Genomic DNA, 15,079 nt, shown 5'->3' on the forward strand with positions numbered 1-15,079 from the left:
AAATTATTCTGTAACTGTAACAGGAGCAAATGGGTGTACGGCTACGGCAAGTGTAGTAGTAACTTTAGACAATACAGCACCAACCGCTGGCATTTCTGGTAATTTGGCTCTAAATTGTACAACAACAAGTACAACTCTTACAGCAACTGGATCAGGTACATCATACCTTTGGACTGGTGGTTCAACAGCTTCAACATTAACTGTTAGTGCCGCTGGAACTTATATGGTAACTGTAACAGGAGCTAACAGTTGTACAGCTACTTCAAGTGTAGTAGTAACTTTAGACAATACAGCACCAACCGCTGGCATTTCTGGTAATTTGGCTCTAAATTGTACAACTCCAAGTACAACTCTTACAGCAACTGGATCAGGAACATCGTATCTTTGGACTGGTAGCTCAACAGCCTCAACATTAACTGTTAGTGCTGCTGGAAATTATTCTGTAACTGTTTCGTCTGTAAATGGTTGTACAGCTACTGCAAGTGTAGTAGTCACTCAGAACATTACGCCTCCAACAGTAAGTATTACTGGAACTACTGCCTTGAATTGTACAACAACAAGTACAACACTTACAGCAACTGGATCAGGAACATCGTATCTTTGGACTGGTGGTTCAACTGCCTCAACATTAACTGTAAATGCCGCTGGAACTTATATGGTAAATGTAACAGGAGCAAATGGTTGTACTGCTACTGCAAGTGTAGTAGTAACTTTGAACAATACAGCACCAATTTTAGTAATAACTAACCCAGCGGCAGTAGCAACTCCAAGCACAGTTGATTTGACTGCAGCGGCAGTTACAGTAGCTAGCACATTACCTACTGGCACAATTCTGACTTACTTTACTGATGCGGCAGGAACGATTGCCTTAGCAAGCCCTGCGGTGGTTGCCACATCTGGAACTTACTACATCAAGGCAACAAGTCCAAATGGTTGTACTGATATTAAAGCAGTCATTGTATTGATAAGTTCTTGTCCTTCTAATTTAGCTTTAGTTAGTCCAACTGACGATTACAGTACAGGTACACAAACAAAACAAGCCAGTACTACTATCACAGCAACCAATAAAGTAAATGCTGGAGCAAGTGTATTATATAAAGCAGGTAGTTCGGTAACACTAAATCCTGGTTTCAAAGCTGATAGTGGAACTGTATTTAAAGCTGAGATTGGCGGTTGTAATTAGTAAACAAAAAATAAAAGGTTTAAACACAAATGCCACTCAAAACTGAGTGGCATTTGTGTTATTTTCTCAATCCTAACACTCATGGAATTCTTCGCCACACCGGGGGCATTTTATTTTTCTTTTTTCTCCTTGATTTCGTATCTGCTCGGCAAAACCCGATGCTAAAATACCCGTTGGTAAAGCAAAAATCGAAACCCCTAAAATTGCAATTATTCCCCCTAAAAACTTCCCCAGTGGAGTAATCGGATGCAAATCTCCGTAGCCAACTGTTGTCATTGTATTAACGCCCCACCACATCGCTTCAGGAATACTCGTAAAAGCATAAGGTTGTGCCTCATGCTCAACATAATAAACCAAACTCGACGAAATAATAAGCATAAAAATGATAAAAACCATACTTAAAACCAACTCCTCCCGCTTATCTTTCAAAACCCTTTGAATAACTCGCAGAGCATGAAAATACTTACTTACCCGAAACAAACGTAACATTCGTAGCAAGCGAAGAATACGTATAAAACCTAAATCTGTTAAGAAAAAAGATACAAAAAAAGGCAAAATCGATAATAAGTCTATCAATCCCCAAACCGAAAAAATGAAGCGAAATCTACCTTTAATTGGATGTTTAAAGTTTTCATTTTCAACACAAGACCATAACCTAAGAATATATTCAATAGAAAAAATAATGACTGAGAATACTTCGAAATCAAGAAAAAACTGGTCATATTTTCTTCCAATCGAAGGAACTGTATGGAGAATAATAGCAATCGTATTAAGAAAAATTACCATGGTCAAAAAAACATTGACAGCAAAGCTGATGCCACTTTTTCGACGTAACGAAATTTCGAGCGTATCATAAATTTGTTTTCTGAGGTAGTTCATAAATAATAAGTTTTTACAAAAATAAGAAAAGTATACGATTTTATAGTGCAGCTCCGCTCCGCCCGACTGAACATTTATTTTGTTCTTAAAATCCGACAAATCAATTCCGAAAATTCGATAAAATATTTTGATTCTGATTATTATCTCGTAAATTCGTTTTTATGATTTTATCATGCAAATTCCAAAAATGCTGCCAAACAAAAACCCAAATCACGCCTCAATTTCTCGCCGAAACTTCCTAAATGCTTCATTGTTGACCACTTATGGATTTGCCAGCATGAATTTTAGTATTTTCGATGATAAACTAAAGGTTATAAAACCTGTCGCTTTGAAGAAAGGTGATACCATTGGTTTGGTTTGCCCTGCTTATTCAGCGTTTATTAGAGAAGAAGTACAGATTACTGTAGAAAGTTTACAAGAAATGGGTTTTAAAGTGGTACAAGGAAAACATATTTTCGACCGTTACGGTTATTTAGCAGGAAAAGACGAAGACCGTGCCGCTGACATCAATGAAATGTTTGCAGATAAAAAAATTGATGCCATCATGGCAATGCACGGCGGCTGGGGTTGTGCCAGAATTTTACCTCTTTTAGATTATAAACTTATCAAGAAAAACCCAAAAGTATTTATCGGATATAGCGACATAACCGCCTTATTGTTAGGCATTTATAGTCAAACCGGACTTGTTACTTTTCACGGCCCGGTGGGTTCTTCTACATGGAATAGTTTTTCGGTTGATTACTTCAAAAATACACTAATGGAAGGAAGTGCAACAAAAATGAGTAATCCCGTAAAAAAAGGAGACAGTTTGGTGCAAGTTGAAGACCGGATTTATACAATTACATCAGGCATAGCAAAGGGTAAATTAATCGGCGGAAACTTGACCGTCCTTTCGCATATTCTCGGCTCGAAATACGTGCCCGATTTTAAGGGTGCAATTCTATTTATTGAAGACGTACAAGAAGATACTTATCGCATTGACCGAATGATAACACAACTAAAACTGGCAGGAATTTTGAACCAAATTGCTGGTTTTGTTTTCGGAAAATGTACTGACTGCCCACCCTCAAAAAGCTATGGCTCGCTAACGCTCGAAGATATTTTTGAAGACCATATAAAACCACTCAAAATTCCAGCTTTTTCGGGAGCAATGATTGGGCATATTAAAGATAAATTTACAGTACCAATTGGCATCGAAGCAAGTATTGATGCTACCGAAGGAACGATTAAATTAGCAGAATCGGCTGTTTCATAAACAACCAACCTCTAAGTCTCTCTCCGAACATGAGGGAGACCTCAAGCACTCACTATTGGGGAGAACAACGCTCAAGGGGTTTCAACGCAAATAAAAATGTCTCAACCTATTACACGAGTTTTTGACTTGTTGAGCGAATCCATCGCCAAATATAATAAGTCTGATGTTTTTGCTTCCAAAATTAAAGGCGAATGGAAGCGAATCTCAGCAAGTATTTTTATTGATTCAATCAACCAATTAAGTTTAGGTTTACTTAAAATTGGTATTGAAAAAGGCGATAAAATTGCCATTATTTCTGAAAGTCGTCCCGAATGGAATATCGTTGATTTTGCTGTGCAGCAAGTCGGAGCAATCGGTGTACCACTTTACCCAAACATTACGGTTGATGACTATCGCTATATTTTCAATGATGCAAGTATAAAACTTATTTTTGTAGGCGACGAAAGCCTTTTGCATAAAGCTCAAGAAGCAGCAAAAATTGCTTCAAGTGTACAAGAAATCTATTGTTTTGATAAAGTTTTAGGTGGAAAAAATTGGCAAGAAATATCAGAAAAAGCTAATTATCAAGATATTGAAAGATTAGAATTCATTAAATCTTCAATCAAAACCAACGATTTGCTAACCATCATCTATACATCAGGCACTACTGGAAATCCGAAAGGTGTAATGCTTTCGCACCAAAACATCATTAGTAATTTCGAATCTTGCCGCCTTTGTTTTCCAATTGACGAAACTTGTAGAGCATTGAGTTTTCTTCCACTCAACCACGTTTATGAACGCATGGTGCTTTACTTATATATGCGTCAAGGCACTTCTATTTATTATGCACAAAACATGGCAACCATTGCCGAAGATTTACGAGATATACAACCCCATATTTTCACGACAGTACCACGTTTACTCGAAAAAGTTTATGACAAAATTGTGGCAAAAGGTTATGAATTGAGCGGAACAAAACGTCGGATTTTCTTGTGGGCTTTGAATTTAGGATTAAAATATGACCCAAATGAGACATTTGGTTGGTGGTACAATATCCAACTCAAATGGGCAAAGAAATTGGTTTTTAGCAAATGGCAAGAGGCATTGGGCGGAAATATCCGCATGATTTGTTCTGGAGCAGCAGCTTTGCAACCACGCTTGGCAAGAGTTTTTTGGGCAGCAGGAATTCCCGTTTCCGAAGGCTACGGCATGACGGAAGCATCACCCGTAATTGCAACCAATCGAATCATGCCTTTAGATTTGAGAATTGGCACAGTCGGGCCAATTATTGACGGAACTACCGTCAAAATTGCAGAAGATGGTGAAATCTTGGTAAAAGGGCCAAATGTAATGATGGGTTATTATAATTTGCCCGAAATCACCAAAGAAACCATCGACCAAGACGGCTGGCTACACACTGGCGATATTGGTAAGCTTGAAGAAGGTAAATACTTAAAAATTACAGACCGCAAAAAAGAAATTTTCAAGACTTCGGGTGGAAAATATGTTGCTCCACAGGTACTTGAAAACAAAATGAAAGAATCGCTTTATATTGAGCAAATGATGGTGGTGGGCGAAAGTCAAAAATTTCCTGCGGCATTGATTGTACCTGAGTTTATAGCTATTCGTGATTGGTGCAAAACGCAAGGTATTGAATATACTTCTGATGTCGAAATGGTGAAAAATCAGCAAGTTTTGAAGTTGATTTTTGGTGAAATCGCTCGATTTAATAAAGACTTTGCCCCTTATGAGCAAGTAAAGAAATTTAGGCTTCTTGCAACGCCGTGGACGATTGAAGGTGGTGAAATAACACCAACCTTAAAACCCAAACGCAAGATTGTTACTAACAAATATAAAGATGTGATTGATGGAATGTATGAGTAATTTATTGGAAAACTTACGGTTTTGAAACCTGTGGGCTTCTTTTCGTGTTATTTTTAGAAAAAGAAAAAAAATATATATGCCCTGTCAACAAGTAGAGTTAAATTCAGTCGGTGCTTTCCCGAAAATGTTTTTAGATTATATCTCCAAAGACGAAAAACTTGCCAAGTTTTACAATCAATATCCTGATATTCAAGGCTTTAAAGAAGTTATTGAGTCAAGAAGTTTTTCAAATACCAAGCGAAAAACCTTGGTTGATGTTCTTAAAAAGCAATACCAAAACTTAGGAAACAATCCCGACTTCAATATTTTGCTGGAGTCAAATACCTTCACCGTTACAACTGGGCATCAGCTCAATATATTCACTGGCCCGCTATATGTGATTTATAAAATCATAACTGTAATCAATTTAGCTAAAAAATTAAAAGCCGAATTCCCGGCTTTTAATTTTGTTCCTATCTATTGGATGGCAAGCGAAGACCATGATTTTGCAGAAATCGCTTCATTTAACCTTTTCGGAAAAACTTATCAATGGGAAACCACACAAAAAGGTGCAGTTGGCCGCATGAATCCTGCCGAATTACAAGCAATTTTTGATGAAATGCCCGAAAAATCTGCTGTGTTTGAAGAGGCTTATCTAAAAAACAATACGCTTTCAGATGCTGTTCGACAATATATGCACCAACTTTTCGGAAGCGAAGGCTTGGTTTGCTTAGATGCCGATGAAGCTGCTCTAAAAGGCATTTTCAGTGAGGTAATTAAAGATGATTTATTGAATAATACTGCCAATAAAATTGTCCATCAAACTTCTGATGAGCTTAATGCAATGGGTTATCATACCCAAATCACGCCTCGCGAAATTAATTTCTTTTATTTGCAAAACGGACTTCGTGAGCGTATAGTTAAAGACAATAATGTTTACAAAGTTCTGAACTCTGAGTTACATTTTACTGAATCAGAAATTCTACAAATACTTAAAAATCAACCAGATATTTTCAGTCCAAATGTGGTATTGAGACCACTTTACCAAGAAACCATTCTACCAAACTTAGCCTATATCGGCGGGCCTTCCGAAGTGCCTTATTGGTTGCAACTCAAGGGTATTTTTGACCATTATGGCGAACAATTTCCACTTTTAATGCCTCGTAACTTTGCTTTGGTGGTCAATCAAGCAAGTCAAAAACGAATGGATAAACTGGGTGTTACGACCGACGAACTTTTTACAGATGATGTAACTTTAAGAAGAAGTTTCGTTGAACGAAATTCTGATAATTCACTAAGTTTAGCTTTTGAAATTGATGATGTGAATGAAATTTTTGAAAGAATTCTGAAAAAATCAATGGTGATTGACCAAACCATGAAAGGTGCTGTTGAAGCCGAAAAAACAAAGATTATTACTTCGCTCGAAAATCTCGAAAAACGCATCAAAAAAGCCGAAGAACGCAACCAAGAAACGAGTGTTACACAGCTTTTAGGCTTGAAACAAAAACTCTTTCCTGATGGTGGCTTACAAGAACGCAAAGAAAACTTTTTGAATTTTTATTTGAATGATAAAGACTTTATAAATAAACTTTTAGCTGAATTTGACCCACTCGTTTATAGTTTCAATATTCTTGAAATTTAACATTAAAATTTAGACCAAGTGTGGCACTTTTTAAAAACGTGTCACACTTTTTTTATATAATATCTAAAAAATATTTGTTTTTCTGAACAGTGTTCATTTTATTTGTATCGTTAATTAAATAATGAATATTCAATGGGTGTTATTGATAGAAAAGAAAGAGAAAAAGTAGAAATGAAACGGCAAATTTTAGACGCCGCTCGGGTACTTTTTTTAGAACAAGGATTTGAGAAAACAAGCATTCGTAATATTGCTGAGGTTATAGAATATAGTGCGGGAACGATTTATTTGTATTTTAAAGACAAAAATGAGATCTTATTTGCTTTGCACGTTGAAGCTTTTGGTGCTTTAATGATTGCCCTACAAACTGGTGTAATGAGCGAAACAGATCCTTTTGAAAGATTAGTAGCGTTAGGAAAACATTATTTAAAATATGCTTTTGAAAACCCTGAACTGTATGATTTGATGTTTGTGATGACCGCCCCCATGGAAACAATTGAATGTAGAGATGAGATTTGGGGTGATGGCGAGCGTGCTTTTGATGTACTCAAACTTGTGATTGGTGAATGTATGAAAGCAGGATATTTTGTAGAAGAAGATAATGAAACAATTTCGGTAATGATGTGGAGCTTAGTACATGGCTTGGCAACACTCCATTTACGACGAAGAACTATGATTTTTCCGGAAGAACGCAGGGTGCAGCTTTTAGAAGATGCTTATGCAAAGTTTACTGAAATTATCAAACACTACAAAAAATAAAAATTATGACAAATCAAGTTTTAGACTATTTTACATCTAATATTGGCAAATATGCTTTCGAAATGAGTCCTTCCCCTTTGGGTCGTTGGCTCAATGGTAAACTCATTGCCGTTGATGAAGGCTCACTCACTGTCGAATTTGTGGTAAGAGAAGAAATGACGAACCCCGGTAGAATTTTGCATGGCGGCACAACTGCTTCGATGCTTGATGACGTAATGGGAATGACCGTTTTTTCGCTCGGACGAGAAAGTTTTTACTCAACCATTAATTTAAGTATTGACTATTTGCTTTCTGCAAAAGCGGGTGATGTCATCTTCGTAAAATCAAAGGTTATTAGACCCGGAAAAACAGTTATCAATATGGAATGTGAAGCTCGAAACTCAGAACACAAGATTATTGCTAAATGTACATCGAACTTAGTAGCAACTGGTGTAAAAATCTAACTCTCATTTTATCGAAATATAATGCTCGTTCCTCAAAAACGAGTTTTATTTTAATCTATTACTTAACACTGTTCAGAAACTAATAAACGGTTATTAAAAATGCAAACAATATTAGGAGCAGGTGGGGTTATCGGAGATGCCCTCGCCAAAGAATTAATCAATTATACGACCGAGATTCGATTAGTAAGTCGTAACCCTAAAAAAATAAACAAAACTGACTCACTTATGTCCGCCGACTTGATGAATGCGACACAAGTCAATAAAGCAGTTGAAGGTTCGGAGGTTGTTTATTTGATGGCGGGTTTACCGTATAATATCAAAACTTGGCGAGAAAAGTGGCCAGCTGTGATGCAAAACACCATTGATGCTTGCAAAAAGCACGGAGCAAAATTGGTGTTTTTTGATAACGTTTACATGCTCGGTAAAGTCGATGGACCAATGACAGAAAACTCGCCACTAAATCCAAATAGCAAAAAAGGTGAAGTTAGAGCAAAGTTGAATCATATGATTTTGGACGAAATAAAAGGCGGCAAATTACAAGCAATAATTGCTCGCTCGGCAGATTTTTATGGGCCTGGGGCAAAAAATAGCTTGACAGATTCGTTGATTTTTGCAAAATTAGCTAAAAGCAAAAAACCTTCTTGGTTGCTAAATGACACAGTGAAACACTCTTTTACATTTACGCCCGATGCCGCCAAAGGCACGGCAATTTTAGGAAATACTCCGTCAGCTTATAATCAAATTTGGCATTTACCAACGCACCGTGATGCTTTGACAGGCAAAGAGTTTATCAAGATTTGTGAAGAGGCTTTTGGTGAAGAAAAAGGATACCAAATTATGGGTAATTTTATGCTTTGGGCTGGTGGTTTATTTGTTCCAATCGTAAAGGAGCTCAAGGAAATGGCTTATCAAAATGAGTTTGAATACTTATTTGACAGTTCAAAATTTGAAAAAACATTTAATTTTAAACCAACTCCTTACCGAGAAGGAATCATGGAAACGGCTAAAAGTTATCAATAATGTAAATTAGACTATATGCTTTGTAATCGCCTATTGATTATCGACTTTATACATTTTATGAAAAAAATTATTACTCTACTTTTAATTTTTGCCCCCATTTGGGCTTTTTCTCAAACCTCTTCTGTGCTTGAAGTCTATATTCAAGAAGGTTTGAAACAAAATTTAGGTTTGAAACAAGAGCGTCTCGAAATCGAAAAGTCGGTTGAGAATATAAACCAGGCAAAGTCTAATTTTATGCCTAAAGTTACCTTCAGTCCAACGTATTCGCTTGCGGCAGGTGGACGAAGATTGGAGTTCCCGATTGGAGATTTACTAAATCCAGTTTATTCAACATTGAATCAATTGACAAAGTCAAGTAATTTTCCCCAAGTCGAAAACGTAAATCAACAATTAGCTCCCAACAATTTTCACGATACAAAATTAAGCTTTCAATACCCCATTTTCAATACCGACATTCGCTATAACTTACTTATACAGAGAGATTTAGTGTCGGCACAAGAAGCAAAAAAACGTGTTTTGGAAAATGAAATTCGTTATACTATCACAATTGCTTATCTACAATATTTGCAAACTCTAGAGGCTCAAAAAATCTATCAGGTATCAAGAAGTTTGCTGACAGATTTTGTAAAACTTAACGAAAAATTAGTCAGCAATAATGTCGCAACCAAAGATGTGGTTTATTCGGCCGAATATGAAGTCAGTAAACTTGACCAACAAGTAGCGATTTTAGACAAAAATCGTCAATCAGTTCAAGTTTTTCTCAATTATTTGATGAATCGCAATTTTTCTACGGAAATAATTGCTGATACTAATTTAGTCAATAGCTACACAGGAATATCTACAAGTTCTACACAAGCACAAGAAGATGCTTTGACTAATCGCCAAGAACTTTCTCAATTACGTACCAATATCAAAGTATCGGAAACGGCAATCAAACTGCAGCAAATGAATTCTATTCGTCCGCAAGCTTTTGTAGGTGGGAATGTCGGTTTTCAAGGCTTTGGCTATACTTTCAAAAACCAAGCATATCTTGTTACACAAATTGGCTTGAGCTGGGATTTATATCATGGTTACGAAAAAAAATCGAAGATTCAGCAAGCAAAAATCCAGAAAAACATTCTTGATACCAAACTTGAAGAAGTAAAACAGCAGATTCAATTGCAGGTTTTGCAAGCATATTTTGAATTAGAAGCGGCAAAAAAATCCTTAATTACGACACAAGATGGCACAAAAAAAGCTGAAAAATATTTTAAAATAGTACAAAGTCGCTACCGAAATGGTCAAGCCATTATGATTGAATATCTCCGAGCATCTGACGAAATAATCACTGCACGTTTGCAAGAATCGGTTGCCAAATATGATATTTTGGTAAAACAGGCAGTGTTAGCTAAAGTTGGGGCGGTGAAGTAAAATTTAAACACAAAAATTATGAACTTTTTCCCAATAACAAACACACTTATTTTACTGACTATTTCGGGCATACATTTTTTTTGGGCTTTTGGTGGAAAATGGGGAGCCGATGCCGCCATTCCTACAAATCAAGAAGGAAAAAAAATGCTTAATTCTGCGGGTAATTTTCCGAGTGTTTTTGCCACACTCGTAGTAGCTTTTGGATTACTTGCCATGGCATTGCTTCATCTTGAAAAAGTGCAAAGTCTTGGTTTTGCCATCCCTTCTTGGATTGATGCTTATGGCTTAAAAATTATTGCAGGAATTTTCTTACTTCGTGCCATTGGTGATTTTCATTATGTAGGTATTTTCAAGAAAATCAAAGAAACAAAGTTTGCCATTTTGGATACAAAATATTATAGTCCGTTATGCTTATTGTTGAGTTTTAATGCATTTATAACAACTTTTTATTTATGAAAAAAACATTACTTATTCAAGGGCATCCCGACAGCGAAAGTTTCAATTTTGCTTTATACGAAGCCTATAAAAAAGGAGCAATTGCATCAGGTACTGACATAAAAGAAATCATTGTTAGAGATTTAGTTTTTAATCCAAACTTACAATTTGGTTATAGAAAACGTATTGAATTAGAACTAGATTTGCTTGATTCTATCGAAAAAATCAAATGGGCTGAACATTTAGTCTTATTTTATCCAGTTTGGTGGGGTTCTGTTCCTGCTCTATTTAAGGGGTTTATTGATAGGATTTTCTTGCCCGGAATAGTTTTTGAAAAACGTGAAAATTCAGTTTGGTGGGACAAGCTTCTCACTGGAAAAACTGGGCACATCATCAGCACACTCGACCAACCCGCTTGGTATTATTGGCTAAATTATGGCCGTCCAAGTTATCATGCAATGAAACGAATGACACTCAATTTTGTAGGAATAAAGCCCGTCCGAACAACCACCATTGGACCGATTAGATTATCAAAAGAACTATATCGTACAGATTGGCTTAAAAAAGTAGAAAAATTAGGTTTTGAACAAAAATAATAAACTAAATATATGAAAAATTATATTTTTATGACAGTTTTAGTCGCCTCATTATCAGTTAGTTGTGGCAAAAAGCAAGAAACCAAACAAGTTGAAGTCGAAGAAATTTTGGCGGTTGAAGTGCAGCCAGTTATGCGTAAATCTTTGAGCGAATCAATCATTGCGAGCGGCATACTTTCTTCTAAATCAGAAATGAAATTAGCTTTCAAAACTGGTGGCATGATTCGTAGAATTTATGTACAAGAAGGGCAATCGGTCAGAGAAGGACAACTTTTAGCCGAATTGGATTTATCAGAAATTGATGCACAAGTTCGCCAAGCCAAATTAGGCTTAGAAAAATCAGAAAGAGATTTAGTACGAGTCCAAAAACTTTATGCCGACGAAGCAACTACGCTCACCAACGTTCAAGATGCTACCACAGGATTTGACGTAGCCAAACAAAGTGTGCAAGTTGCCGAATTTAATCAAAAATTATCAAGAATTTATGCCCCAACAAGTGGAAGAATTTTAAGAAAAATATCAGAACAAGGCGAACTAATCACTCCTTTTTCACCAGCATTTATTCTCGGAACGGGTGAAAGTGCCTACATTGTCAATGTTGGTTTGGCCGACCGTGATGTAGTAAAAGTAAAAATTGGAGACATTGCAACAATTTATTTAGATGCTTATCCTAATGAGGTTTTTCAAGCACGCATTACCCAAATTGCCCAAACTGTAAACCCTGCAACTGGTACCTTTGAAGCTGAATTACAGCTTCAACCTAAGGGCAAAAAACTCATTTCTGGCTTCGTAGCCAAAGCCGAGATTTCAACAGGCAAAGGAGCTTCTACGCTCGTTGTTCCTATCGAATCGCTTGTAGAAGCCGACAAAAATACTGCTTATGTTTATACTTTAAACACTAATAATCAAACAGTTAGCAAAACTTCCATCACAATTGGGAGTATCTTCGGAACTAGCGTTGCCATCATTTCAGGAATAAGCGAAGGAACACAGATTGTTACAAAAGGAGCAGTTTTTTTATCAGATAAAAGTAAGGTAAAAATCAGTCCAAATAGTAACAATTGAACGCTTAAGTTACTTCTTATTAATTTTCTTAACTTTTAAATTAAACCCATTTAGGGGTTTGGGGTTATATATGAAACTTGTCGAATTTTCTGTCAAAAACTATCAGTTTACCATCATCATTTTTGTGATGATTATGGCAATTGGTGTCAATTCATTGCTCAATATGCCCAAAGCCGAAGACCCAGCTTTGAAGGCAACCTTTAACAGTATCGTCGTCGTTTATCCAGGTACTTCACCTGCCGACATGGAGAAACTAATCGTTGACCCAATTGAGGATAAAATGTCCGAAATCAGTGACATCAAAAAAGTTGTTTCTACGGCTGATGAGGGCGTAGCAAACATTCGCATAGAATTTCAGCATTCTATCAATCCCGATGACAAATATAACGAAGTTGTGCGTGAGCTAAACTCTATTCGTAGCAAATTGCCTTCGGATATTTACAGCTTAGATATTCTTCGTTTCACGCCCGAAGGTGTCAATATTGTTCAATGTGCTTTGATGTCGGAAACTACACCTTACAAAGATTTACAGAAAGAAGCCGATAATCTGAAAGACAAGTTATTGAAGGTAAAATCAATAAAAACCGCTGAAATTTGGGCATTTCCAAAACAACAAGTTACAATTTCGGTTAATTTGGACAAAATGGCTCAATTCCGAATTCCTCTGAACCGAGTTTTGGGAGCAATTCAATCGGAAAATGCCAATATTCCAGCAGGAAATATCGAAATCGGCAGTCGAAAATTTAGTGTAAAAACTTCGGGTAGCTACGAAAATCTGGATGAAATTAAAAATACCATTGTGAGTTCTTCAGGAACAACCGTTACTTATTTACGAGATGTTGCCGACGTAAAATTTGATTATGAAGAAGAAAATTATTTGGGACGATTGAATGGGAAAAGAGCCGTTTTCGTAACCGCAACCATGAAAGACGGGAGTAATATTTTCAAAACAGGTGAGCAAATTCGACCAATAATTGATGATTTTTCTAAGAATTTACCTCCAAATATAAAATTTGAACAAAGTTTCGATCAAGTGAAAAGCGTTTCTACTCGTTTGTTTGGCTTGGCACGTGATTTTGGTATTGCCATTTTGTTGGTTTTGATTACGCTCATTCCACTCGGAATTCGTCCAGCCATTATCGTTATGATTTCTATTCCGTTGTCATTGGCAATCGGTCTGACATTACTCGACTTGGCAGGATTTGGCATCAATCAATTGAGTGTCGTAGGTTTGGTAATTGCTTTAGGGCTTTTGGTCGATGACTCGATTGTAGTAGTTGAAAATATTGCCCGCTTCCTCCGAACAGGCATGCCTCGCCGAGAAGCTGCTATTGAAGCAACCAAACAAATTAGTTTGGCAGTTGTGGGCTGCACCGCAACCTTAATTTTTGCCTTTTTGCCGCTTTGTTTCTTACCCGAATCGGCAGGAGATTTCATCAGAAGTTTACCAATGGCGGTCATTATGACCATTATTGCTTCACTTTTTGTGTCGCTCACAATTGTACCATTTTTGGCAAGTCAGTTAATGCCTCGCACAGAACACGGAGAAAACTTGGTACTTCGATTGATGAAAAAAGGCATTGAAGGCTCTTATCGTAAAGTACTTCATAAAGCTTTATTATATCCTAAAATCTCATTATTAATAGCCATATTAATTTTTATAGGAAGTTTAGCATTGATTCCTGTGGTAGGAACAAGTGTATTTCCACGTTCAGAAAAACCACAGTTTTTGATAAATATCGAAACTCCACTCGGAACAAATTTAGTTGAAACCAATAAAGTAGCTCGTTTTGTCGAAAAAGAGCTTTCAAAACATGCAATTGTAAAGAATTATGCGACAAATGTAGGCAAAAGCAATCCTCGCATTTATTACAATACTTTACCAATTGGGGGTACTTTGGCAAATTATTCGCAACTTTTTGTGCAATTGCAAGACAAAATTGAAGTTCCCGAACGGGAGAAATTTATTGATCAATTACGTTTAATATTTGATTCATATCCTGGTGCAAAAATTCGTGTAATTCAGTTTGAGCAAGGGGCTCCGTTTGAAGCACCTTTGGCGGTCAGAATTATGGGTGAAAATCTGGATTCTCTACGAATAATTTCGGCAAGAGTAGAGCAAGCATTTAAAGAAACCAAAGGTACAATTTATGTAAATAATGCTCTTTCTGCACAAAATGTAGATTTACGTGTAAACATCAATAAAGATAAAGCAGGAATGTTGGGCATTCCAACTGTTGATATTGACCGAACAGTTAGAATGGGGATTGCGGGCGTAAATATGGGTATTTATAAAGAAAAAGAAGGCGAAGAAATGAATCTTAACGTGAATTTGCCTCGTAGTGAACGCCCAAGTATGGATGTTTTTTCAAAAATATTTATAGCAAATCAAATGGGAAATCTCGTTCCGTTGAGCCAGTTGGCAACCATTGGCTTTGAAACTTCGCCCAATAGAATAAATCACTATGACAGAGATAGATATTCGACCGTTTCGGCATTTATTCAAAGTGGTTTTCTAACACCAAATGTTACGAAAGAAGCTACTGAAAAATT

General features: G+C 36.6%; 13 protein-coding genes. 12 read left to right on the forward strand and 1 reads right to left on the reverse strand.

Annotation, left to right across the window (positions count from 1 at the left end; genetic code table 11):
• Positions 1–1,183, forward strand: a 1,183-nt coding sequence (locus ACH2CJ_RS18005; RefSeq protein ID WP_394994842.1) for a 3-coathanger stack domain-containing protein, incomplete at its 5' end; no start/stop codon positions are given.
• Positions 1,184–1,255: 72 nt separating this feature from the next.
• On the opposite strand, the gene ACH2CJ_RS18010 is transcribed toward ACH2CJ_RS18005, so the two are convergent.
• On the reverse strand, positions 1,256–2,062 hold the full coding sequence (locus ACH2CJ_RS18010) for an ion transporter (RefSeq protein WP_394994845.1): 807 nt from the start codon (positions 2,060–2,062) through the stop codon (positions 1,256–1,258).
• A 187-nt stretch (positions 2,063–2,249) separates the two neighbouring features.
• On the opposite strand from ACH2CJ_RS18010, the gene ACH2CJ_RS18015 reads away from it, so the two are divergent.
• The 11 genes from ACH2CJ_RS18015 to ACH2CJ_RS18065 form a co-directional block, all read left to right on the forward strand.
• A complete protein-coding gene (locus ACH2CJ_RS18015) occupies positions 2,250–3,317 on the forward strand; it encodes an LD-carboxypeptidase (protein WP_394994848.1) in 1,068 nt (355 codons plus the stop codon).
• 96 nt (positions 3,318–3,413) lie between these two features.
• Positions 3,414–5,180 carry an AMP-dependent synthetase/ligase gene (locus tag ACH2CJ_RS18020; protein WP_394994850.1) on the forward strand — a complete coding sequence of 589 codons (1,767 nt, stop codon included), beginning with the start codon at positions 3,414–3,416 and terminating at the stop codon, positions 5,178–5,180.
• A gap of 76 nt (positions 5,181–5,256) precedes the next feature.
• Positions 5,257–6,801, forward strand: a complete 1,545-nt coding sequence (bshC, locus tag ACH2CJ_RS18025) for a bacillithiol biosynthesis cysteine-adding enzyme BshC (RefSeq protein WP_394994852.1) — start codon at positions 5,257–5,259, stop codon at positions 6,799–6,801.
• A 171-nt stretch (positions 6,802–6,972) separates the two neighbouring features.
• Entirely contained in the window at positions 6,973–7,557 is a 585-nt protein-coding gene (locus ACH2CJ_RS18030; RefSeq protein ID WP_394994855.1) for a TetR/AcrR family transcriptional regulator, read from the forward strand.
• A 5-nt stretch (positions 7,558–7,562) separates the two neighbouring features.
• Positions 7,563–8,000 (forward strand): PaaI family thioesterase, encoded by a 438-nt coding sequence (locus ACH2CJ_RS18035; RefSeq protein WP_394994857.1) that lies wholly within the window; start codon positions 7,563–7,565, stop codon positions 7,998–8,000.
• Between the two features lie 99 nt (positions 8,001–8,099).
• Positions 8,100–9,020, forward strand: a complete 921-nt coding sequence (locus ACH2CJ_RS18040; RefSeq protein ID WP_394994860.1) for an NAD-dependent epimerase/dehydratase family protein — start codon at positions 8,100–8,102, stop codon at positions 9,018–9,020.
• 57 nt (positions 9,021–9,077) lie between these two features.
• A complete protein-coding gene (locus tag ACH2CJ_RS18045) occupies positions 9,078–10,430 on the forward strand; it encodes a TolC family protein (RefSeq protein ID WP_394994862.1) in 1,353 nt (450 codons plus the stop codon).
• Positions 10,431–10,448: 18 nt separating this feature from the next.
• Entirely contained in the window at positions 10,449–10,886 is a 438-nt protein-coding gene (locus ACH2CJ_RS18050) for a DUF3995 domain-containing protein (RefSeq protein WP_394994864.1), read from the forward strand.
• Positions 10,883–11,461 carry an NAD(P)H-dependent oxidoreductase gene (locus ACH2CJ_RS18055; RefSeq protein WP_394994867.1) on the forward strand — a complete coding sequence of 193 codons (579 nt, stop codon included), beginning with the start codon at positions 10,883–10,885 and terminating at the stop codon, positions 11,459–11,461. The genes ACH2CJ_RS18050 and ACH2CJ_RS18055 overlap by 4 nt, the downstream gene beginning before the upstream one ends.
• A gap of 12 nt (positions 11,462–11,473) precedes the next feature.
• Positions 11,474–12,526 carry an efflux RND transporter periplasmic adaptor subunit gene (locus tag ACH2CJ_RS18060; protein WP_394994870.1) on the forward strand — a complete coding sequence of 351 codons (1,053 nt, stop codon included), beginning with the start codon at positions 11,474–11,476 and terminating at the stop codon, positions 12,524–12,526.
• Between the two features lie 70 nt (positions 12,527–12,596).
• The coding region (locus ACH2CJ_RS18065) for an efflux RND transporter permease subunit (RefSeq protein WP_394994872.1) at positions 12,597–15,079 on the forward strand (2,483 nt) is incomplete at its 3' end.

Source organism: Emticicia sp. (assembly GCF_043780375.1).
In the GTDB taxonomy this organism is placed as follows: domain Bacteria; phylum Bacteroidota; class Bacteroidia; order Cytophagales; family Spirosomataceae; genus Emticicia.